Genomic DNA, 24537 nt, shown 5'->3' on the forward strand with positions numbered 1-24537 from the left:
ACATTACTGACTTTTTCCAAGCTGGAAAGCTTCATGCAGAGCGAGAACAGCTTTTTTCATATCTTCTCCCTTAACGAGCACCCATATCGTCGTATGAGAATCTGCCGACTGATAAATGGAGATGTTATCTTTAGTCAATGCTTCGACTATTTTTGAGGCGACACCTGGAACCCCTGCCATACCAGCTCCTACCGCCGATACTTTTGCACAGCCCGGGAGACATTCCGGCTCGTATCCTTTGTTTTTCAAAATTCGGACCGCTTCCTCTTTTCGTTCATCTGGAACAGTGTAAACAACGGAAGCAGGCTGTATATTAATAAAGTCTACTGATATGTTAGCAGCAGACATGCTTTTAAAGACATCCGTTTGTACATTTAAATTTTCTTTTGCACGTACCGTTATTTGAGTAATGCCAGGCATATAAGCAATACTTGTAATTACCCGTTCTCTTAATGAAAAGCCGCCTGTAATTAACGTGCCTTCCTCATGAGATAATGTTGAACGTATCTTCACTGGCAGGTTTGACTGCATCGCGATTTCCACAGCACGTGGATGGATAACTTTTGCTCCTTGATATGCCAAATTGCATATTTCTTCGTACGTCACAGAGTGGATAGTGGTGGCATCTTGAACGATTGTTGGATCTGCAGTCATGATTCCGTCCACGTCTGTAAAAATATCGGCTCTTTCTGCATGTAATGCCGCAGCTAAGGCAACAGCAGAGGTATCACTTCCTCCTCTTCCAAGAGTAGCTACTTCCCCTGCTGGTGTCATGCCTTGAAAGCCGGCAACTACGATAACATCATGCTCATGAAGAGCATTTACTAACGGTTGGCATTTCAAATCTATAATACGTGCGTTTCCAAAGTTCTCATTCGTCCGTATACCTGCCTGTGCCCCAGTCACTGCTTTTGCCTGTAATCCCATAGAAAGAAGCAGGTCGGTGAAAATGGCAGCAGAAATGACTTCTCCACAGGAAATGAATAAATCGCGATCTCTATTCTTCAGAGCAGATTGGTTGGAGAGAAGTCCAAGAAGTGTGTCCGTAGCATACGGATCTCCTTTTCTTCCCATAGCTGACACAACCACAACTACTTTTTTACCATTGTTTACTTCAGTCAGGACGTGTTTTGCTGCCTCCCGTCTTGTTTGGCCATCACGAACAGAAGTGCCTCCAAATTTCTGTACAATGATATTCATAGGTGACTCCTCTTTTCAATCGATCGAACCGAAGAATAGAGTTCCCTCTATAAGATACAGCTTTACTTCTTAATCAGGTCCAACCGAACGAGACTTTCTGCAATTTGCACCGTGTTATAAGCAGCACCTTTCAAGAGATTATCGGATACAATCCACATATGATAACCTTTGTCATTGTCTAAATCCCGTCGAATTCTTCCTACAAATACATCCGGAAGTCCTACGCTGTCTACCGCCATAGGATACTCTTGTTCAGCCGGGTTATCTTTAAGCGTGATGCCATCACCTGCAGATAATACTTCTTGAAGCTCTGTCACATCAGGAGAACCATTCTCTACTTCGATATAAACTGATTCAGAATGACCAGTCTCTACCGGGAGTCTTACACAAGTAGCTGCAACGGCTAAATCTTTATCTTCTAGAATTTTTTTTGTTTCATTGATCATTTTCATCTCTTCAAAGGTATAACCGTTATCTTGAAATTTATCGATCTGAGGAATCGCATTAAATGCAATCTGGTAGTGTTTTTTGTCCCCGCCAACAGGAAGTATCTCTGGATTTGCTTTTTTCCCGTCCAAAATATCTTGTGATTGCTGCTTCATTTCCTCCACTGCAGATAAACCAGCACCCGACACTGCTTGATACGTCGATACGATTACTTTTTTAAGACCGTATTTATCTCGTACAGGTGCCAATGCAGCTACCATTTGGATGGTTGAACAATTTGGATTTGCAATAATACCGTTATGGTCTTTCAAAGCTTCCTGATTCACTTCAGGTACGATTAACGGTACGTTCTCATCCATACGATATGCACTTGTGTTATCAATAACAATGGTTCCTCTTTTTACTGCTTCGGGTGCCAGTTCTTTTGATACAGATCCACCGGCAGAAAACAATCCGATGTCTACTCCTTCAAATGACTCAGGCTTCGCTTCCTCGACTGTATAATTTTCTCCTTTAAAGGTGATTTGTTTTCCAGCCGAACGTTTTGATGATAACAACTTTAATTCTTTTATTGGAAAATCCTTATCTTCCAAAGTTTTTAAAATTTGTTGACCTACAGCGCCAGTTGCTCCTAACACTGCTACAGAATATCCTGTTTCATTTGCCATCATTCATTGCTCCTTCCAACTATTTCATAAAAATTGCTTCCACTTTTGTCCCTTCGGTCTTCTAGGAAGCTAATAAAATCAAACTCTACCTATATTACCATAAAAGATTGCAGGATATGAAGCAACTGCGATGAGCGGTTAATCTTTATATTTTTCCACTATGACAGGCTGATATTGGCGTCCAGACAACGCTTCTTCCAATGTGGCAGAGATATCTTCCATTCTTGCCACTAAGGAGGTTGGTTTCTTAAATGGATGGTCTTGACCAAATGGTACAAAGTATACATTTTTAGCATTCATGAGCTTCATAATGTTTGCACCGTTTAATCCGAGTGCGTCATTCGTAGAAATCGCGAGAACAACAGGACGTTGATTACGAAGTGTTGCTTTGGCTGCCATCAGTACCGGTGAATCTGTAATTGCATTCGCAAAACGACTGATTGAATTGCCTGTCATCGGAGCAACGAGCATGGCATCCAGAGGTCTCTTAGGTCCAAACGGTTCTGCTTTTACAATGGAATCTATTACCTCTTCTTTCCCGGAAGCTTTTTTGATTTCTTTTAACCATTTTTCTGAGGCGCCGAATTTAGTGTCTGTTTTTAATACAGTAGGCGTAATAAAAGGGTATACATCTGCCCCTTTCTCTCTAAGCTCCCTCATGTAAGGAATCGCTTCTTCTAATGTACAATGTGAACCAGTGACCCCAAAGCCTATTTTTTTATTATGAAAAGGCATTTTCATCCTCCTTTTCTGTCACTTGTTCCTCCAAAAGTTGAAAAACTACTTTTGCAAGAATTTGACCAGCAGTTCTAGGTGCTACAGCTCCTGGAAGACCTGGAGCTAACATGGCTTTTATTCCACGTTGTTTCGCATACGTGAAATCTGTTCCTCCTGGATATGAAGCTACATCAATAATGAGAGCATGGTGAGGAAAATGAACTAATTCCTTTTTCGTTATCACACCAGCTGGTATGGTGTTAATACAAATATCCACTTTTTCGACTACGGATGCCAGATCCTTTAAATCAAAGACTTCTAATCCCATAGCTTCTGCACGAGCTTTCTCTGCTGGATTCACTGTTCCTACTTTTACATATGCACCTAATGAAGAAAAGGTGTTTGCTATTGTTTGACCAGTTCGGCCTAATCCTAAAACAATGGTATGAGATTGATGAATAGTTATATCAGTTTCCTGCAGAGCCATAAGCAGGGTTCCTTCTGCCGATGGAATAGAATTATATATAGAAACATCATCTCGTTCTATCAGACGTATCCATTTACGCTTTATTCTTTTCTCAAGCTTTTTGAGTGGTTCTGTGTCAATACCAGTTACAAGCAAACAATCGTTTTTTGTCTTTCTAAGCCACTCCTCTTTTATCACAGTTTCTGAGCTTGAAAATTGAGCTTCCACTTTGTTTCCTTCCTTTAATCCGCTGACAGGAAGCAGCAACACGTCAACAATTTGCCATGGTATATCATTCTCCCCGGTAGCTTTTATAATTCCAGCGGTATTTCGCTCCCATTGATCGAATCCAATCATATATACCTTCATATTTCTTGCGAGGCATTGTTCAGCAATTTCAGATTGACGGGCATCTCCCCCAATCAGTACTACAATTTTCTTATGGGCCATCTTTTCACCCCTCCCCCATGTAATCCACCTTTAATAACTTATGAGGGTAGATAAAGTTAGTGATTAGGTTTTTAAAAATCAGCTTATGCCCCTCTGGGAAACACCCAAAAGCATCCTAAATACTTAGAACGTACTCGCTTTTCGGTGAAGCTATACACGACATACTTTCTTCTCTATGGTATGAGGACGTGTACACAGTTGATTTGTTAGCCAATGCGGCGCCTTCCCTGCTCACACTGTTTAACTGTGATTAGATCGCTTTTATGTTGATTTTAGGGCATAAAAAAACTGTCTCCCGCAAGAGACAGTATTATGAACGTATAATTATAAAATCTTCTCCAATTTGTTCAATGTTATCCCATGGTACAGACCACTCTTTTTGCCTTTTTTTAAACGGGAGAGCCGGGGAAGTCGGAAAAACAAACTCTTTAATGCTTCCAGTTGTTTCATCAATGACCACATCCAGGGCTCCCGGTGTTCCAAGTTTTTGTCCGTGGGACCTATCAATAACCTCTCTGGAGCTTATATCACGAAGCCGCATGTTTTCGCGCTCCCTTCACAGATTAATAGGTTAAAAGTGAGGATGGAAGCTTCCCATCATTACTAATGAGTGAGAGGGCAAAATCTTCTTGAAAAACCTTTTGAGCCACATTCATTATATCATCCATTTGTACCTTCTCAATTTCATCCATTACTTCATCAATGGACCGATGATACCCAAGCATCAACTCATGCTTTCCGTTCCGGCTCATACGACTGTTTGTGCTTTCAAGACTAAGAACTAAATTACCTTTTAATTGTTCTTTCCCATTTTCCAATTCTTTCTCTGTCAATCCCTCTTTGGTAAGTGCGTTTATGCATTGTATTGTCTGCTCAAATAATTGATCGAGCTGGTCTCTACCTGTTCCACCATAAATAGTAAGCATCCCATCATCCTGAAAAGAAGAATGATAAGAGAAAATAGAATAAGCAAGACCCCTCTCTTCTCTAATTTCTTGAAAGAGTCTGCTACTCATGCTGCCGCCTAAGACATTATTTAATAAAACGAGCGCATATGTTTGACTATCACCGATCGGAAGTCCAGGGAAACCAAGACATAAATGGGCTTGCTCTGTCTCTTTTTGTCTCGTTAATTTTCCAGTATGAAAATCTGGTTTCTGGATGGTGGGTTTATTATTCTTTGTTGGGAGCCTGCTAAACTTTTCCTTAATCGTATCAAGAACTTCACTTGGTACGCTCCCTGCAAGTGACACAACGACATTTTCAGCAGTATAGAAATTCTCCATATAATCCCGTAAATCATTGGAGGTTAAACGATCTACTGTTTCATGCGTCCCAAGAATCGGCCTTCCTAACGGATGATCCCCATAACCAGCTTCCCCTAGAATATCATGGATAATATCATCAGGAGTGTCATCCACCATTTTTATTTCCTCTTTAATGACACCTCGTTCTTTCTCTAATTCTTCTTCCAAAAACATTGAATGAAAGAACATATCAGTCAGCACGTCAAGCGCTATTTCTGCATGTTGATCCAAAACCTTTGCATAAAAACATGTATATTCTTTTGAAGTAAACGCATTGACTTGTCCGCCAATTCGATCAAAACTCTCAGCGATTTCTGCTGGCGAGCGAGTATCCGTTCCCTTAAAAAACATGTGTTCCAAAAAGTGAGAAATCCCATTATTTATTGCTGTTTCATATCGAGAGCCTGCTCCTACCCAAATACCGATGGAAAGCGAGCGGACAGCAGGCATATGTTCTGTCACTATGCGTAATCCATTATCTAATGTTGTTTTTTGTACCAAACAAGTACCTCCTTTATTTCAGAAACGACAAACTTAATCTACCCGTGACTCATCAATCAATTCACTTACCGTATCAAGTTGAATGTCTTTTTCTTTAATGGAGCGGATTAATGGTTGCAGTCCTTGCACAGCGGAAGAAGTAGGATGCATTAATATGATCGAACCATTATCCGTTTTTGCAGCTGTTTTTTCAGCCATTTGCATAGGGTCCGGACTTTTCCAATCTATCGTATCGACTGTCCATAATATCGTATGCATCCCCATCTTCGCCGCTATCTCGACCACTTGATCATTGTAACTTCCCGAAGGAGGGGCAAACAATGAGGGAGTGATGGATAACACAGCTTCTATCGATTCATTTGTCTGTTGAAGCTCCTGATGAATTTTATTAACTGGCGTGGCATTTAAATCAGGATGCGAATAGGCATGGCTCCCTATTTCATGTCCTTCTTCTACTATCATCTTAGCTAACTTCGGGTTTTTTTGCACCCATCTTCCTTCTAAGAAAAACGTAGCTTTTGTTCTCTCTTCTCTTAAAACCTTCAGCATTTGAGGCAAATATTCTTCGCCCCACGACACATTCACAATAAATGAGGCCATAGGCTTTTCTGGGTTTCCCTTATATATAGGAGCGGGAGGCAAGTCTTCAAGATGCACTTCAGGCGGGATCTCTTTAAAAACTAACAAGTTCTCTTTAAATTGTCCAGCATCTTCCATTGCTTCATAAGAAGCTTTCATGTCCACAATTCTTCCATTATAACCAGGGACTGCCTTCCATACTTTGTCTACAACCGCATCTATAGGTGGTTGATTGTACGCGTTAGCTGCTTCTTCTAATTTGTCATATACATTATTTTCTTTCCCTGCCACAACCGGCGCCACCGTAGTATGATGTTCGCTTAAATACGGCTGGGACGAATCAAATGAGGTTTGACTTTGAAATAGTAATAGTAAAACGAGTACAAACAATACTAACGCATAAAGTTGTTTTCTCATGACATTCCCTCCTATCCCATTAATATGCAAAGATTGGGACAGGAAGAACTGTAGTGAAATAGGTCTTCTCGTCTTATCTCAGTGATCCACTCCATAAATAAAAAGACCTTGGCCCGAAAGCCAAGAATCCTTCGACACACGTTATTCGGATTTATTTTCATTGTTTTGTTCTTTTAGCAAGGCTTTTCGGGATAGATTTACGCGGCCTTGTTTATCAATTTCAGTGACTTTCACCATAATTTCATCACCGATGTTCACTACGTCTTCGACTTTGTTGACACGTTCCTCTGCCAGTTGGGAAATATGGACTAATCCATCTTTACCTTTAAACAATTCTACAAAAGCACCGAATTTTTCAATGCGTTTTACTTTCCCAAGATATGTCTCTCCTGCTTTCACTTCCCGAACGAGATCTTCAATGATTTTCTTAGCTTGCTTGTTAGCTTCAGCGTCGGTTGAAGAGATATAAATGGTACCATCTTGCTCTATATCAATTTTAACGCCGGTATCTTCAATGATTTGATTAATAATTTTACCACTTGGCCCAATGACATCACGAATCTTATCAGGGTCAATAGACATGGTTAAAATTTTCGGAGCATATTCAGAAAGCTCTTCTCTTGATTCACTAATAGCTGAAAGCATATTGTCGAGTACTTTTAACCTTGCAGCATGGGCTTTTTCTAAAGCATATTCTAAAATGTCACGATCAATTCCCGCGATTTTAATATCCATTTGAAGGGCTGTGACTCCCTTCGCAGTCCCGGCAACTTTGAAATCCATGTCACCTAGTGCATCTTCCATGCCTTGAATATCAGTTAATACAGTAACGTCCTCTTCTTCTTTCACCAAGCCCATTGCAATTCCGGCTACTGGTGACTTGATTGGAACGCCTGCGTCCATCATAGCAAGAATGCTTGCACAAATACTCGCCTGCGAGGTAGATCCATTGGACTCTAACACTTCAGATACGAGACGAATCGTATATGGAAAATCCTTTTCTGCTGGAATCACTGGTTCAAGGGCGCGTTCTCCTAATGCTCCGTGACCAATCTCACGCCGGCCCGGACCACGCATAGGACCTGTTTCTCCTACACTAAAAGATGGGAAATTATAGTGATGCATAAATCGTTTTGATTCTTCCATACCTAGTCCATCGATGATTTGAACGTCACCCAATGCACCGAGTGTACAAACACTTAGTACTTGAGTCTGCCCTCTAGTAAATAAGCCAGATCCATGTGTTCGAGGCAAGAGCTTAACTTGAGAAGAAAGGTCACGAATTTCGTCCGGGTTACGACCATCTGGACGGAGCTTTTCTTTCGTAATCAAACGTCTTGTCTCTTCCTTTATTACCTTTTGGACAATTTCCTTTACTTCTTCTTGTTCCTCTTCCTCAAACTGCTCGACTACAGATGCTTTTACTTCATCAATGGCAACCTCTCGAGCTTGTTTTTCTTGTACTTGAACTGCCTCTTTTAAACGTGTCTCTCCTATTTCGCGAACGCGTTCGCTAAGTTCTTCACTCGGCAGACTTACTTCAAAGTCCATTTTCTCTGTTGTGCCTGCCTCTTCCACAATCTTTTCCTGGAAAGCAACTAATCGCTTTATTTCTTCATGACCAAACATGATGGCTTCTAACATTACTTCTTCTGGTACTTCTTCCGCACCAGCTTCCACCATGTTAATAGCGTCTTTTGTCCCAGCTACCGTTAACTCTAAATCACTTCTTTCCCATTGCTCGGAAGTTGGATTTATAATAAAGGTACCGTCTACTCTGCCGACATTCACCCCTGCAATAGGACCTGAGAAAGGAATATCAGATAAGGACAGAGCAAGAGAAGACCCAAGCATTGCTGCCATTTCAGAGGAGCAGTCCTGATCCACACTCATTACCATACTAATAACTTGGACTTCATTTCTGAATCCATCTGGAAATAAAGGTCGAATCGGCCGATCAATTAAACGACTAGTGAGCACAGCCGCTTCACTAGGACGTCCCTCTCTTTTTATAAATCCGCCTGGGATTTTACCAGCCGCATAAAGACGCTCTTCATAGTTCACTGTCAGCGGAAAGAATGGTAGGTCCTTTGCTTCTCTTGAAGCTGTAGCTGTAGAGAGCACAGCCGTATCTCCATACCTAACCATAACAGCCCCGTTCGCTTGTTTTGCAAGTTGGCCTGTTTCGATAACAAGCTCTCTTCCCGCCCAATCAAATGTGAAAGTTTGTACTTTTTGTTCCATATTCAAAGGATGTCCTCCTGTTTTTTCGTAATTAATTTTATTATTTCCTCTGTGAAAAATTCCTATTATCATTTACCTTATTAATTGCGGATATAATAAAAAGCGGGATTCCTCCCGCTTTTCCTCATATACCGACCGCACATCGGTACATCCTCTTTATCTGCGCAGGCCAAGTTTCTGAATAACGTTACGGTAACGAGTAACATCTTTCTTACGGAGGTAAGTAAGCAAGTTACGACGTTTACCAACCATTTTCAGAAGACCGCGACGTGAATGGTGATCTTTTTTATGATCACGCAAATGCTCATTCAACGTGTTGATCTGTTCAGTAAGGATCGCAATTTGTACTTCTGGAGATCCTGTGTCTTTGTCATGAGTTTTAAACTCATTTACAATTTCCTGTTTTCTTTCTAATGATAATGCCATTTCGGCACCTCCTTTTCATAAATAACGCCGATTCCCTAGCCAGCCGCCGGAGGATCGTGCCGGCCAAGCAATGGCTTCCATTTGCTACAGTGAATAGAATACCTTTTTTTTATATAAAATGCAAGAGATTATTCTAATTATCAAGCTTATTCGTGACGCAAGAGAGAGGCAGCCGTGTCTTTGTCTTTCGTAATTTGGTTCTTTAATTCTTCGACGGAAGAGAACTTTATTTCTTCTCGAATAAAAAAATGCCATTCCACTTCTACGTGTTTCCCATATATGTCTCTGTCGAAATCAAAAATATGAACTTCAATCACTGGATCCCCTTCTTGTTCACTATGGAAAGTCGGTTTATACCCAACATTACAAACACCATTAAACGTTTCTCCATCTATTACAATCTGCACCGCATATACACCAGTAGGTGGTAAAATGAAAGGATCTTTAATGGCTATATTCGCCGTAGGAAATCCAATGGTACGTCCCCGTTTCTCTCCATTCTCTACAATTCCTCTGGTTATATAAGGTCGACCGAGCAATGATTTTACTTCATCTACATATCCTTTTAACAATTCGTCACGGGTCCTCGTTGAACTGATTTTTTTATTTTGCTCTGTTACTTCTTCCACGGTTGTCTGATCAATTACTCCGCCTGAGTACTCTGGTACATCCTGTAACTTCCCCTTCCCTTTATGACCATATGAAAAATCAAATCCAGCAACCGTATGAACAGCATTTATTCCAGCCACGAATCTCTTAATGAACTCCTGGGGCTCTATTTTTGAAAAAGAATGATTAAAATGGACAATAAATAAATAATCTACTCCTTCAGCAGCCAGTTGTTCTTCCTTAACAGACAGAGGAGTGATATAACGCAATTCCTCCACGGAAACCTCCTGTGATAACACGGCCAGGGGAGGAGGATGAAAAGTCATTACCCCTAGTGAAGCTTCTTTTTTGACAGCGATCGATTTTGCCGTTTGTATTACTTTCTGATGTCCTTTATGGATACCATCAAAGTAGCCAAGAGCAAGAACAATCTCTGGAAATTCACGCTTCGGAAAGGGCTTATCGTGCTGTAAGTAAATTGTTTCCATTGCGGATCACCTTCTACTTCATTTAAATGGTTTTTAACATCGTCTTTGGTTTTATTAATCCATCTTTCAAAGGATGTGGTTGATAGACGGCCAATGCCTCGCCTTTATAAGAAAAAACAAAGGGTTCATTTGGAGTTTCATTATTAGCAGAGAGCACTTGCCCATGAAGGATTTTCCCTTTCATACTTTCATTTACTTCGATGTGTGGTAAATGTATCAATCCTTCTGTAATCGGAACTAACACTTGTTCTAACAGCCCTTCATTTTTCCGATTTTCTATCTCCTCAAACGTGAGCGTACGTTCCAACATAAAGGGACCGGAGCGGGTACGTGTTAAATCAGACATATGTGCCGGATAACCTAATTCTTTTCCGATGTCCGTACATAAAGTTCTTATATAGGTCCCTTTGCTGCAAGTGACAATAAACCGGAAAGACATACGGTGATGTACTTGCTGAATTGAGTTTTCAATGAATGTTATACGATATACCTCAATATCTCTTGCTGGCCGTTCAATTTCTATACCTTCGCGGGCATACTCATATAGCTTCTTCCCATTAATTTTTACTGCTGAATACATGGGAGGGACTTGTGATTGTTTTCCTTTAAACTTGTGTAACGTAACCACAATGTTTTCTTTTGATAGTGTAGGAGGTATGTCTTTTTCTGCTATGACTTCTCCGCTCGCATCCTCCGTCGTTGTAGAAACTCCAAGAGTCACTTCCGCTTCGTATTCTTTTGGCATATCTGTTACATATTCTACCACTTTCGTCGCTCTTCCTACACATATAGGCAGAACCCCTTCGACATCAGGATCCAAAGTACCTGTGTGACCTACTTTTTTCGTCCTCAACAACTTCCTCATTTTCATCACACAATCATGAGAAGTCATCCCTTTTGGTTTATACAATGGAATTATCCCCTCAAACATATGTAACATCACCTAATTTCTACTTTAAACATAGGACTTTAACGTTTGATAGTATCCAGTGAGTCTTTTATATCTAATTTGGAAACGGGCGTGCCGGAATGATTCCAAACATGACAATAGTTTTTCTGTACAGAGAAGAGATAGATACTAATGTCTCAATCCAACAGGACCGAGACACGATAACACTGAATTATCTAACTCACATGAAAGGGCTGCCTCGTAAATTCAGCTGCGAATGAGGCTCTGAACAGCCCGTAAAAAAATATCTTCCATTCGCATCCGAAGCAAAGAGACAGCCCCGCCCTCATTCTTCATTTTTTATTTCTCTTAATAACTGTTCAATTCGATTTCCATATTCAATGGACTGATCGAATTCAAAGAAAATCTCTGGCGTTTTTCTTAATTGAATTCTATTTCCAATTTCTTTTCTAATAAACCCGCGGGCTTTCTGTAAAGCTTGAAGTGTTTCTTCAACATCATCCTGTTCCCCGAGAACAGTAACAAACACTTTTGCCTGCTGCAAATCGCCTGTAACTTCTACGTCCGTAACTGTTACAAATTGAACTCGTGGGTCTTTTATTTCGCGAGTAAATATGTCTGCCAGTTCTTTCTTGATCTGTTCTCCCACGCGCTCTGCTCTGAGGTTAGACATAGCCGCGGCCTCCTTTTATTAAAACCATTCATAATTAGTGATGGTTCGTTCTAACTCCGGCATACGATCTATCATATCGAGAGCTTTTTGGAGTTCCTTTTCTACCAATCGCCGGTTCTCATTCACGGAGACGATCGTTACCGATGTTCGCTGCCATAAGTTTTGATAATCCATTTCGGCTGCTGCTACATTTAGTTTTTGTTTCAGCCTCGTAATTATACTTTTAACGATCGCCCGTTTTTCTTTTAACGATTGAGTCTGGTAAATGAGACATTCACAGTGAACGGCCCCAATCATGCTCTTTTAATTTCCTCCATCACATAAGCTTCAATAATATCTCCTTCCTTGATATCATTGAAATTCTCTAACGTTATACCGCATTCATAACCGGAACTAACTTCACGAACATCATCCTTGAAGCGTTTAAGAGCATTTATTTTACCTTCATATACAACAACACCTTCTCTAATCAGGCGTGCTGTGGAATCCCTTGTGATTTTGCCTTCCAACACATAGCTTCCGGCAATCGTTCCGATACGGGAGACTTTAAAGAGCTGACGAACTTCCACTTGTCCGATGACTTTTTCTTCATATTCTGGATCAAGCATACCTTTCATCGCAGACTCAATTTCTTCAATGGCGTCATAAATGACACGGTGTAAACGAATATCAACTTTCTCTGATTCTGCCGTACGCTTGGCATTTACATCTGGACGTACATTGAAACCAATAATAAGAGCATTGGAAGCAGAAGCAAGAATAACATCAGATTCAGTAATTGCCCCAGCGCCAGCATGAATAATATTAATTTTGACGCCTTCTACCTCAATTTTCTCTAGTGACCCTCGTACAGCTTCCACAGAACCTTGTACGTCTGCTTTGACAATGACATTAATTTCTTTTACGTCGCCTTCTTGAATTTGGCTGAATAGATCATCAATGCTTACTTTAGACGTTTGACTTCTTTCTTCTTCTCGGGCTCTGCTGGCACGCGCCTCTCCAAACTGGCGAGCTTTCTTTTCGTCTTCGAATGTGACGAATTGATCACCTGCCTGAGGCACGCCATTTAAACCTGTGATTTCTACAGGTGTAGATGGTCCTGCAGATTTCACACGACGACCTATGTCATTCACCATTGCACGTATTTTCCCGTGCATGTTTCCAACCACTATAGGATCTCCTACATTCATGGTTCCTTCTTGGACAAGAAGTGTCGCTACCGGGCCTCGCCCTTTATCCAGTTCTGCTTCAACCACTGTTCCTCGAGCCCTCTTATTAGGATTCGCTTTTAACTCTTCCACTTCTGCTACTAATAAGAGCATTTCGAGCAGCTCATCAATGCCTTCCCCATTTAATGCAGAGACATTCACAAAAATAGTGTCCCCGCCCCATGCCTCAGGAACTAGCTCAAACTCAGTAAGTTCCTGCATGACTCGGTCTGGATTTGCACTTTCCTTATCCATTTTGTTCACCGCTACAATAATCGGAACTTCTGCAGCTTTTGCGTGATTGATGGCTTCTTTTGTTTGCGGCATGACGCCATCATCAGCAGCCACGACTAATACAGTAATATCTGTTACTTGTGCACCACGAGCTCGCATTGTCGTAAAAGCAGCGTGCCCTGGGGTATCTAAGAATGTAAGTTTTTTATCGTTTTCAGTGACTTGGTATGCACCAATATGCTGAGTAATACCGCCTGCTTCGCCTTCCGTAACTTTTGTATGACGAATAGCATCCAGTAATGTAGTTTTCCCATGGTCAACATGTCCCATGATGGTAACTACAGGTGGGCGTTCCTCTAGCTGATCTGGATCATCTTCTTCTACTTGAGTTTCTATACCTAATTCATCGACGAAGACTTCTTCTTCTACCTCTACCCCATAATCTTCAGCAATTAATTCAATGGTTTCTTTTTCCAAGTCTTCGTTTTTCGTTGCCATTACCCCTAAAAACATTAGCTTTTTGATAATTTCTGAAGAGTCTTTGTTAAGTTTCTCTGCTAGATCTCCTACAGTCAGTGTTCCAGAGTAAGTAATTTTATCCGGAGTAGGGGCTGGTTTTTGTTCTTGAAACGATCTTTTTCGCTGATCTTTCTTGGGGCCTTTCTGATTCTTGCCTCGTTTGTCCTGTTTTTTGTTCTGATTGTTTGTTTTTTTATCTTTGTTTGTTTTATTCATTGCTTTATTTTGATTATCCTCTCGTTTTTGATTTCCACCGCCGCTATTTTTCTCTTTTTTCGGTGCGGATGCCGTACTTTCTTCTTTCCCTTTCGAATCACTCTTACCTTCTAATTTTGCGATCGTACGCTCATCAATGACAGACATATGATTCGATACATTGATGTTCATCTTTTTTAATTGCTCCACAATGTCTTTGCTTGATTTATTTACCGATTTCGCATATTCATAAACTCGCATTTTTTTCATAAGCATTACCTCCACCTTCTATTCATCCAGCATGGTAAGCAGCTTATCCGCAAAACCCTTATCTGTAATACCAATGATAACCCGGCTTTCTTTGCCGATTGCCTGGCCGAGTCTCTCGCGGTCGGACGTCATCCGTAACGGTACATGATAAAAGCTGGATTTATCTCTAAATTTTTTTTGCGTGTTGGGGGAAGCGTCCCCGGAGACTATCACTAAGTGAAGGGATTGGTTTCTCATTTGTTTCAAAACCGTTTCTTCTCCGGTTTTTATTTTTCCAGCACGCGCCGCCAATCCAAGAAAAGAGTGAAAAGAATTATCCATTCTACTTTTCCTTTCTCTCTTGTATTAACCGATCGTAATCATCCGAAGAAATTTTAACATTTAAATGCCTTGACAGTACATCTTTTCGTTTCGCTTCTTGAAAGCAGTCTTCCTCATCTGTCAAATAGGCACCACGACCATTCTTCTTTCCGGTATGATCTACAAAAACAAATCCATCCGGATCTCTAACTACTCGGATTAGTTCTCTCTTCTCCTTCACTTCCCCTGTTACCACACATTTACGTAATGGTTTCTTTCTTTTCACCGCCGTTTTGCTCCTTTCCTCCGTTTCATTGTTCGTCTGGTTCTTCCTCTACGAATTCCACATCGTCATCTAACGGCTCTGGATCGGTATCAAACAGCATATCATCTGACCATTCTTCCGTATCGGATTCGGATTCTTCATCGACAGCCAATCCTGTTGGGTGATTATCATTTAGCAAACCTAATTCTTCTGCTTCTGATTCACTTTTAATGTCAATTTTCCATCCTGTTAGCTTCGCAGCAAGACGGGCATTTTGGCCACGCTTCCCAATAGCTAGCGACAACTGATAGTCCGGAACGATCACTAATGTGCTTTTCTCTTCTTCGTTCACTTGTACATCGATAACCTTTGAGGGGCTGAGTGCGTTTGATACGTAAGTAAATGTATCCTCTGACCACTCTACAATATCAATTTTTTCCCCTTTCAGTTCATCTACGATTGCCTGAACCCGCTGCCCTTTGGGCCCAACACACGCACCTACCGGATCCACTTCCGGATCCTCTGCATAGACGGAGATTTTAGATCGGTCACCCGCTTCTCTAGCTACAGATAAAATCTCAACAGTTCCATCAAAAATTTCAGGAACTTCTAACTCAAATAGGCGTTTCAATAAACCAGGGTGACTACGAGAAATCATGATTTGAGGCCCTTTGGTTGTCTTTTCTACCTTTGTAATATAGGCTTTAATTCGATCATTGTGTCTATACGTTTCATTAGGCATCTGTTCTCCCTGTGGTAAAAGTGCCTCCACTTTTCCAAGATCCACGTATATAAAACGGTGATCTTGCCGTTGAACAATACCCGTAATGATATCTTCCTCACGATCGATGAATTCCGAATAAATGATATCCCTTTCTGCTTCCCGAACACGCTGTGTCACTACTTGCTTTGCTGTTTGTGCAGCAATACGTCCAAAATTCTTTGGAGTGACCTCAAGCTCAATAACATCATCGAGTTCATAGTTAGGATTAATTTGTTTTGCTTCATCAAGCGAGGTCTCTAATCGCGGATCAAAGACTTCTTCTACGATTTGTTTGCGAGCAAATACACGAATACTGCCATTTTCGCGGTTGATATCTACGCGTACATTTTGCGCTTGGTTAAAATTACGTTTATACGCTGAAATCAAAGCAGCTTCAATTGCCTCGATAATGATTCCTTTTTCAATTCCTTTATCTTTTTCTAATGTCGTTAATGCATCCATAAAATCGGTATTCATGGAGTTGCTTTCCCCCTTATACACCGGGCTTCTTCACCATCCCGGATTTATCTAAAATTGAATGGCAAGTCTGGCCTTAGCTACCTTCTCGTATGGAACCTGGTAGGTGACTGCTTTTTGTTTGACTTTTCCTTCGATAGTTAAAGTTGCCCCATCAAAATTTACCAACTTACCTTCAAAAGCTTTTTCACCGTCAATTGGTTCATACGTGGTGACATACACAAATTTACCTATGGACCGTTGTATGTCTTTTTCCGTTTTTAATGGCCGTTCAGCCCCTGGTGAGGAAACTTCTAAATAATAAGCGCCCTTAATCGGATCTTCCTCGTCCAATTTATCACTTAACTGTTCACTGACTCTGCCGCAATCTTCAATATCAACCCCATTTGGGCCGTCTATAAAAAAGCGGAGAAACCAGCTTTTCCCTTCCTTTTTGTATTCCACATCTACTAACTCAAAGTCCATATCTGTAATAATTGGTTCAGCAATTTGTGCAGCTTTTTCCTTTATACTATTACTCATGTCGTTCCTCCTTTGACGTTGAATCCTGATGAGATTAGTATATTTCAAAACGCGTTTTCCCACTCCCCGTATAGAGTGAGATTGACTCATTTAAACTTACTGACGTTCGATAACTGGTTGCTTAATTATCCATTTTTATCTATAAGTACAAACGAAAGAGTGGGTAAAAAAACCCACTCTTCTCCATGCGTGCTTATTGAGGTGTCTACTTTAAAAGCCTACCATACTCTCCAACATAATGCAATTGAGAAAGGTTTATGCAGCCAACGTCAACTACCTCTTAGAATAAAGAAAGCTGATTAGATTCCGGAAGACCTTCGAGGCAACCATGAGCGTCTAAGTGCTCAATAACTGTCTTTGTGGCTCTACTTCTCTGCTGCAAGTCCTCTTTGGATAAAAATTCGCCATCTTCCCGTGCTTTCACTATATTCAGAGCAGCGTTCGTACCAACGCCGTCCAGTGAATTAAATGGTGGGATTAATGTATCTCCATCCACGACAAATTCAACCGCTTTGGAACGATATAAATCCACCTTCTGAAAGGAAAACCCGCGGGCACTCATTTCCAATGCTAATTCAAGCACAGTTACTAAACTTTTTTCTTTTGGTGAAGCATCCATGCCCTTTGCTTGAATCTCTTCAATACGAGCACGTATAGCATCCGTCCCTTTTACCATTGTAGGAATGTCAAAATCATCGGCACGGACCGTAAAATATGCTGCGTAGAATAAAATTGGATGATGAACTTTAAAATACGCGATTCTAATTGCCATCAATACGTAGGCGGCGGCGTGCGCTTTTGGGAACATATATTTGATCTTTAAGCACGATTGAATATACCAGTCTGGAACGCCATGTTTCTTCATTTCTTCTACCCAATCCTCTTCCAGACCTCTCCCTTTCCGGACGAATTCCATGATTTTAAAAGCCAACGAGTGTTCTACACCTTTGTAAATTAAATAAACCATAATGTCATCACGGCAGCCAATAACATCTTTTAATTCACACGTGCCACTCTGAATAAGTTCTTGGGCATTACCTAGCCACACGTCTGCCCCGTGCGACAATCCGGAAATTTGTACTAACTCAGAGAATGTACTTGGATTTGTCTCCTCAAGCATTTGTCTTACGAAGCGTGTACCGAATTCAGGAATGCCGTAAGTCCCCGTTTTACAAAGAATTTGCTCGGGGGTTACCCCTAACACTTCAGGCCCGCTAAATATTTTCATTACTTCTTCATCATCTACAGGGATAGTGTTTGGGTCTATTCCGCTTAAGTCTTGAAGCATACGTATAACTGTAGGGTCATCATGCCCGAGAATATCAAGCTTTAATAAATTATCATCTATGGAATGGAAGTCAAAATGAGTTGTTCTCCATTCTGACTGTTTATCATCTGCTGGATATTGAATAGGACAAAAATCATGAATATTGTATTCTTCCGGTACAACAATAATACCGCCGGGATGCTGTCCCGTTGTGCGTTTTACACCGGTACACCCTGAAACTAATCGGTCAATTTCTGCCCCTCTGAAATGGATATCATGATCACTTTCATAGCCTTTCACAAATCCATAAGCAGTTTTATCTGCAACCGTACCTATGGTTCCGGCACGATAAACATAATCTTCCCCAAACAATTCCTTCGTATAATTGTGGGCGCGTGCTTGATAATCTCCTGAGAAGTTCAAGTCAATATCCGGTACCTTATCTCCTTTAAAGCCGAGAAATGTCTCAAATGGTATGTCATGGCCGTCTTTGACGTAAGGTGTCCCGCACTTCTCGCATTCTTTATCCGGCAAATCATAGCCAGACCCAACGGATCCATCATTAAAAAAATAAGAATGCTGACATGACGGACATACATAATGCGGTGGTAGTGGGTTCACTTCAGTTATGCCTGTCATTGTAGCTACAAAAGATGAACCAACTGAACCTCGTGAACCTACGAGATAACCATCATCAAGAGACTTCTTCACTAATTTCTGGGAGATAAGATAAATTACAGCGAATCCATGTCCGATAATGCTTTCTAGCTCTTTTTCCAGTCTCTTCTCTACTAATTCCGGAAGAGGGTTTCCATAAATGCTTCTCGCTTTGTCATAGCTCATATTCCTAATCTCCTGATCAGAGCCTTCTATATAAGGAGTATACAGGTCATCAGGTACCGGATGAATGTCTTCTACTCGCTCTGCCAGCGCTTTCGTGTTTTTCACCACGAGTTCATAGGCGGTATTCTCATCTAGAAATGCAAAACTCTCAAGCAACTCCTGCGTCGTTTTAAAGTGAGCTTGGGGCAGGGTTTGCTTGTTAAGTGGGTTAGCACCGCCTTGAGAAGCAATAAGAATCTGTCTGTAAATATGATCTTCCGGGTCAATATAATGAGCGTTTCCAGTCGCAGCTACTGGGATATCTAACTCTGCGCCTAAACCAATAATTTTATTAATAATATCGTAAATAGCTTCTTTGTTTCTTACGAGTTCTTTCTCAAGCAAATGTGCGTAATTTTCCGGTGGTTGCACCTCTAGAAAATCATAAAATCGAGCCGCTTCCCGTGCTTCCTCCAATGATTTTTGCATAGCTGTTTCAAATACTTCTCCTTTGTCACAGCCAGAACCAACGAGAATGCCAGCCCGATGCTTTTGTAATTCGGAGCGTGGGATGCGAGGCGTTCGGAAAAAATAATCGATATGGGACAGAGAAACCAGCTTATATAAGTTTTTAAGCCCTTCTTGCGTCGTAGCAATTAATGTACAATGGGAAGGTCTTAATCGATGGAAATCCCCTTGTCCCATATTGTCATTCAATTGATGGTGCCTCTCAATCCCTTTATCAACCGCGTCTTTCACCATTTTCCATAGCAAATACCCTGTAGCTTCAGCGTCATAAATAGCGCGGTGGTGACTTACAAGTTCGATATCAAACGTTTTACACAACGTATTTAAACGATGGTTTTTTAAATGAGGGTATAAAAAGCGTCCTAACTCCAACGTATCAACAACTGGATTATCAGCTTTATCCAGTCCTGCTTTTTTATATCCTTCATTCAAGAAACCCATATCAAAACTTGCATTGTGTGCTACTAAAATTGTATCTTGACTAAACTCTTTAAATTCTTTCAATACCTCATCCACTTCTGGGGCGTCTTCGACCATGTCATCTGTAATACCTGTTAAATTGATAATAGTGTCAGATAATTTTTCATGAGGATTAGCAAAGGACTCAAACCGGTCAATAATTTCTCCATCTTTAATCTTTACTGCTGCTAACTCAATAATAGTATCGTATACGACAGATAAACCCGTTGTTTCGACGTCAAAAACTACATACGTATCGTCATATAAATTACGGTCCGCTTCGTTGTATGCAATAGGAACCCCATCATCGACGAGGTTAGCTTCCATACCATATAACACTTTTATGCCATGTTTTTTCGCTGCCTTGTATGCTTCTGGAAAGGATTGCACCACCCCGTGATCCGTAATAGCAACTGCTTCATGGCCCCATTCGGCCGCTTTCTCAATATACTGAGTTGCTGTAGCTGTTGCGTCCATTTGGCTCATCACAGTATGTGCATGTAGTTCGACCCGTTTTTCTTCACTATCATCATGCCGCTTTTCTGGCTCTATTTCAGTAACATCGTTACCGATCATAACAAGGTCCCTGACAAACGTATCATTTTGAACGCCGCCTCGAACTTTCAGCCACATTCCTTTTTTTATGGCTTCAAATTGAGGGACATCTTCTTTATCTCTCGAAAACATTTTTACAAGGATAGAGTCAGTGTAATCGGTAATTTTGAAAGTCAATAGAGTCCTGCCGCTTCTTAACTCTCTTGTCTCTGCTTCAAATACATATCCCTGTACCGCAATTCTTCGTTCTTCTTCTTGTATCGTCTCTAACGGTACTGGTTCTTCCTTTATCGGATAACCGATTTTCAATGGTTTATTAGCATTGTTTGAAGCTGCTTTTTGTTCTTGCTTTTTCTTCTCCATCATCGCTTCGATGACTTTTGAATGGTCTTCTTGTCTTTTTTGCTCTTCAAATTGCGCTATCTCTTCCGCCGATGTTTTCACCGTCATTTTTAATTGACAAGAAGAAAAACCTAGATCTCTTATTACATTATTTAGTGGTTCGCTAAGCCGTCTTTCTAGAGCCGTACCTTCGGCTTCATTTTTACATTCTAGAATTAGAAAATTACCATCCGTTTTTGGTTTTGAGCTATTGAGACGTTGTCGTATGTAAGGTACGAGCCCTTCAAGTCGCTTCATAATCGATGGCCAATACGATGACACTTCCGTAAGAGGAGGCGATCCTTCTTCATACGAAATAGAGAAACGAACATCAGCTATGTGTCGAAAAGCTGCTGATAGTCTCTCTTCTAGTTGAAGAAAAACAGTGTAAGGCAATGGAGCTGGGAGCTTAAATTGAAAATGCCATTTTTTCTCATCTTTCCATATCGATAATTTTTCTACCCGACCACCTTCTAAATTGCGGAGTGTTTCGGCTGGCATACCGATTTGCTCAAGAAGCAGTTTGAAACGTTCTTCTCTCACACGATTCTCTTCGTTATTCATTTTCTACCTCACTTCCGCTAATATGGCCACTTTTCACATTTCATTCACATATTTTCGTTCAAAGAATGGAGGTAAGAGAACAATTCATCCACATGAACCTCTTTCATCGAGCCATCACGTCTCAATTTCACCTCAACAATTCCTTCATTTGCTTTTTTACCACAAGTAATTCGAACAGGAAGGCCCATCAAGTCTGAATCGTTAAATTTGACTCCCGCTCGTTCTTTTCGATCATCATATAGGACGTCAAAGCCCTCGTCTTGTAAATCTTGGTACAGTTTTTCACCGAGTTCAAGCTGATCTTCCTGTTTTGGGTTAAGGACAAGTAAGTGTAGATCAAATGGCGTTACTGATTTAGGCCATATTAGTCCATTCTCGTCATGATTTTGTTCAATAATCGCTGCAATCATGCGGCTAACCCCGATTCCGTAACATCCCATTATCATTGGCTGAGATCGTCCGTTCTCATCCAAAAATTCAGCACCTAATGCTTCACTATATTTTGTTCCGAGCTTAAATACATGTCCGACTTCTATGCCTTCAGCAAAGCAAATGGTTCCTTTACCATCAGGTGATGGATCACCTTCCTGAACTAATCGAAAATCCCCATATTGCTCAATGGAAAAATCTCTATCCGGATGGACAAACCGCAAATGCTTGTCTCTTTCATTTGCACCGCATATTCCAGCTGTTATTGTTTTCACTGCATTGTCAGCAAGAATAGTAATCGATTCCGGTGCTCGAACAGGGCCGATAAAACCTGCTTCCGCTCCCATAATCTCTTTTACTTCTGTATCCTCAGCCATCCGAACGTCACGTGCATCCAAAGCATTGACGACTTTAATTTCATTTACTTCATGATCCCCTCGGCAAACGACTAATACAGGGGAGTCGTCTACGATGAATAAGACAGATTTCAAAAGTTGTTCTTTCTTAACTTTTAACCCTTCTGTCAATTCGTCAATTGTTTTCATATTTGGAGTGTCAATGTCTTCTATTTGATTTTCTGGTTCTTCTGCTTTCTCATAAACATCAGGGACTGCAGCAATTTCAATGTTTGCCGCATAGTTGGAACCATCGGAGTACGCAATCGTATCTTCCCCGATCTTTGAGAGGACCATGAATTCATGAGTCCCGCCTTTACCGCCAATCGCTCCTGCATCAGCCTCTACTGCACGAAAATCCAATTCACAACGGCTAAAAATATTTTCATAGGCTCGATACATAGCTTCATAATTAGTGTCCAGGCCTTCTTTATCTTTATCAAAAGAATACGCATCTTTCATAAGAAACTCTCGTGAACGCAGCACACCAAAACGCGGCCGTCTTTCATCTCGATATTTCGTTTGGATTTGATACAAAGTGACCGGGAGCTTTTTATAAGAAGTAATATGGTCTCTAACTAAACTCGTAATCACTTCTTCATGCGTTGGTCCCAACACGAAATCCCGGTCATGCCGATCTTTCAGCCGCATCAATTCAGGTCCGTAGTCATCTAATCGACCGGACTCCTCCCATAACTCTGATGGCTGTATGGCTGGCATGAGCATTTCTTGGGCTCCTGCTTTATTCATTTCTTCACGAATAATCTTTTCAATGTTTTTTAATACCTTTATGCCAAGCGGCAAGTAGGAATAAATACCTGCCGCGGTTTGACGAATTAAACCTGCACGAAGCATTAATTGATGACTTGGTACGTCAGCTCCTTGTGGTATATCTCTCATCGTTGGACTAAAAAAGAATTGCTGTCTCATTTTTTGCAAAAACCCTCTTTCTCCTTATTGATACAGTGAATAATCAAATCGTTTCCTATTTCTGAAGGCCTGTAGAAATTACATGAAGAACTTATTGATATCATTCCATGTTACAACAAGCATAAGCAGGAACAATAAAGCAAACCCAATGAAATGTATCATACTTTCCTTTTGAGGATCGATCGGTCTCCCACGAATCGCTTCAGCAAAAATAAATAATAAGCGGCCGCCGTCAAGTGCAGGTAAAGGCAAGAGATTCACTATACCGAGATTGACGCTAAGCATGGCTGCCCATTGTATTAATACAGCCATCCCCAGGGCAGCGGCTTCTCCCGTGTAATTATAAATGCCTACAGGGCCGGAAAGATAGTCTAACGAAAATTCACCGGTAATAATCATACTGAGTACGTCGAAAATCAGCATGCTGACCTCGTAAACTTGGGTAGCACCGTACTCTATAGCTTGTAACGGCGAATGTTCCATGGCCCGCATTACCCCAATTAAGCCTACTTCTTGTTCAGCAAATTCATCGTATCGAGCATCCGTCTCTATAGGAACGTTAAAGTTTTCCTCACCTCTAGCTATTTCCATGTTAATTTCCTCGTTTGGATGTTCTTGAATAGCTAAAGTCATCTCTTCCCAATTATTTACGCGTTCCCCGTCAACTGCCAACACACGGTCTCCTGTTTGTAAACCGGCTTCCCGAGCAGGGCTGTCTTCAGTTAATTCACCAACTAACGCATCATTTTGAGGGACTCCATTTACCAATCCAAACCCAACGAGAATAATAAACGCAAGCAAGAAATTCATGAAAGGACCTGCAAAAATAGCCATCGCTTTTTGCCAAGGTTTTTTGGACTGAAACTGTCGGTCATAAGGGGCAATTTGTTCAGCTTTCTCATCAACAATTAAATCGCATTGTTCATCTACATGATATGTTTGCAACCCATCTTCATCATCGGCATAGGCTTCGATGAGTAAACGTCTTTCAAGGTCAATTCGTTCGACTGAGACTACTTTTGCTTCTGGGTGCTTTGACTTGTTGTTAACAATAATTTGACTGACTTTGTTCTCGTCGTTAAATACTAAACCAATTTCATAACCTGGCTTTATCTGTACCAGTTCAGGATCCTCACCTGCCATCCGGACGAACCCTCCGAGTGGCAGAAGTCTGATTGTGTAGACTGTTTCATTTTTCTTCGTTGAAAATATTTTAGGGCCAAAACCAATAGCAAATTCGCGGCAGAGGATACCTACTTTTTTAGCAAAGTAAAGGTGTCCCCATTCATGCACTGCTACTAGAACGCCAAAGATTACGATGATTGCAATTAAAGTATCCACAATTTTCCCAC

21 protein-coding genes are annotated in these 24537 nt (G+C 40.9%); all 21 read right to left on the reverse strand.

The annotated features are described in order from the left end of the window. Positions 1–3: 3 nt before the first annotated feature. Entirely contained in the window at positions 4–1200 is a 1197-nt protein-coding gene (gene dapG, locus BM095_RS02925) for an aspartate kinase (protein ID WP_091657138.1), read from the reverse strand. Positions 1201–1262: 62 nt separating this feature from the next. After that, a complete protein-coding gene (gene asd, locus BM095_RS02930) occupies positions 1263–2315 on the reverse strand; it encodes an aspartate-semialdehyde dehydrogenase (protein WP_091657141.1) in 1053 nt (350 codons plus the stop codon). A gap of 138 nt (positions 2316–2453) precedes the next feature. Continuing rightward, the gene (locus tag BM095_RS02935) at positions 2454–3050 is read right to left on the reverse strand and encodes a dipicolinate synthase subunit B (RefSeq protein WP_091657143.1); all 597 of its coding nucleotides are present in this window, start codon (positions 3048–3050) and stop codon (positions 2454–2456) included. Further along, positions 3037–3948, reverse strand: a complete 912-nt coding sequence (gene dpaA / locus BM095_RS02940) for a dipicolinic acid synthetase subunit A (protein WP_091657145.1) — start codon at positions 3946–3948, stop codon at positions 3037–3039. Before dpaA ends, BM095_RS02935 begins: the two co-directional genes overlap by 14 nt. 310 nt (positions 3949–4258) lie before the next feature. Next, positions 4259–4489: a YlmC/YmxH family sporulation protein gene (locus tag BM095_RS02945; protein WP_091657148.1), complete on the reverse strand. Its 231-nt coding sequence runs from the start codon at positions 4487–4489 to the stop codon at positions 4259–4261. A gap of 22 nt (positions 4490–4511) precedes the next feature. After that, positions 4512–5756: a M16 family metallopeptidase gene (locus tag BM095_RS02950; protein WP_091657151.1), complete on the reverse strand. Its 1245-nt coding sequence runs from the start codon at positions 5754–5756 to the stop codon at positions 4512–4514. Between the two features lie 33 nt (positions 5757–5789). Beyond that, positions 5790–6752 carry a polysaccharide deacetylase family protein gene (locus BM095_RS02955; RefSeq protein WP_091657154.1) on the reverse strand — a complete coding sequence of 321 codons (963 nt, stop codon included), beginning with the start codon at positions 6750–6752 and terminating at the stop codon, positions 5790–5792. Positions 6753–6893: 141 nt separating this feature from the next. Beyond that, entirely contained in the window at positions 6894–8996 is a 2103-nt protein-coding gene (locus tag BM095_RS02960) for a polyribonucleotide nucleotidyltransferase (RefSeq protein WP_091657877.1), read from the reverse strand. Positions 8997–9152: 156 nt separating this feature from the next. Beyond that, the gene (gene rpsO / locus BM095_RS02965; protein WP_091657156.1) at positions 9153–9422 is read right to left on the reverse strand and encodes a 30S ribosomal protein S15; all 270 of its coding nucleotides are present in this window, start codon (positions 9420–9422) and stop codon (positions 9153–9155) included. A 146-nt stretch (positions 9423–9568) separates the two neighbouring features. Further along, entirely contained in the window at positions 9569–10519 is a 951-nt protein-coding gene (gene ribF / locus BM095_RS02970; RefSeq protein WP_091657159.1) for a riboflavin biosynthesis protein RibF, read from the reverse strand. A gap of 22 nt (positions 10520–10541) precedes the next feature. Then, on the reverse strand, positions 10542–11459 hold the full coding sequence (truB, locus tag BM095_RS02975) for a tRNA pseudouridine(55) synthase TruB (protein WP_407639122.1): 918 nt from the start codon (positions 11457–11459) through the stop codon (positions 10542–10544). 295 nt (positions 11460–11754) lie between these two features. Then, positions 11755–12102 (reverse strand): 30S ribosome-binding factor RbfA, encoded by a 348-nt coding sequence (rbfA, locus tag BM095_RS02980; RefSeq protein ID WP_091657164.1) that lies wholly within the window; start codon positions 12100–12102, stop codon positions 11755–11757. An 18-nt stretch (positions 12103–12120) separates the two neighbouring features. Continuing rightward, positions 12121–12399, reverse strand: coding sequence for a DUF503 domain-containing protein (locus BM095_RS02985; RefSeq protein WP_091657167.1), 279 nt, complete (start codon positions 12397–12399; stop codon positions 12121–12123). Continuing rightward, complete coding sequence (infB, locus tag BM095_RS02990; protein WP_091657169.1) at positions 12396–14528, reverse strand: translation initiation factor IF-2; 2133 nt, start codon at positions 14526–14528, stop codon at positions 12396–12398. Before infB ends, BM095_RS02985 begins: the two co-directional genes overlap by 4 nt. 18 nt (positions 14529–14546) lie before the next feature. Then, positions 14547–14849, reverse strand: coding sequence for a YlxQ family RNA-binding protein (locus tag BM095_RS02995; protein ID WP_091657172.1), 303 nt, complete (start codon positions 14847–14849; stop codon positions 14547–14549). A gap of 1 nt (position 14850) precedes the next feature. Further along, entirely contained in the window at positions 14851–15114 is a 264-nt protein-coding gene (rnpM, locus tag BM095_RS03000) for an RNase P modulator RnpM (RefSeq protein ID WP_091657175.1), read from the reverse strand. 25 nt (positions 15115–15139) lie between these two features. Next, entirely contained in the window at positions 15140–16333 is a 1194-nt protein-coding gene (nusA, locus tag BM095_RS03005; RefSeq protein WP_091657178.1) for a transcription termination factor NusA, read from the reverse strand. Positions 16334–16384: 51 nt separating this feature from the next. Beyond that, positions 16385–16855: a ribosome maturation factor RimP gene (gene rimP, locus BM095_RS03010; protein WP_091657180.1), complete on the reverse strand. Its 471-nt coding sequence runs from the start codon at positions 16853–16855 to the stop codon at positions 16385–16387. Between the two features lie 280 nt (positions 16856–17135). Next, positions 17136–21431, reverse strand: a complete 4296-nt coding sequence (locus BM095_RS03015; protein WP_091657184.1) for a PolC-type DNA polymerase III — start codon at positions 21429–21431, stop codon at positions 17136–17138. Positions 21432–21475: 44 nt separating this feature from the next. Next, positions 21476–23185, reverse strand: coding sequence for a proline--tRNA ligase (locus BM095_RS03020; RefSeq protein ID WP_091657879.1), 1710 nt, complete (start codon positions 23183–23185; stop codon positions 21476–21478). 78 nt (positions 23186–23263) lie between these two features. Then, on the reverse strand, positions 23264–24526 hold the full coding sequence (gene rseP, locus BM095_RS03025) for an RIP metalloprotease RseP (RefSeq protein WP_091657187.1): 1263 nt from the start codon (positions 24524–24526) through the stop codon (positions 23264–23266). Positions 24527–24537 lie beyond the last annotated feature (11 nt).

Source organism: Alteribacillus iranensis, from assembly GCF_900113025.1.
GTDB classification, from domain to species: Bacteria; Bacillota; Bacilli; order Bacillales; family Marinococcaceae; genus Alteribacillus_A; species Alteribacillus_A iranensis.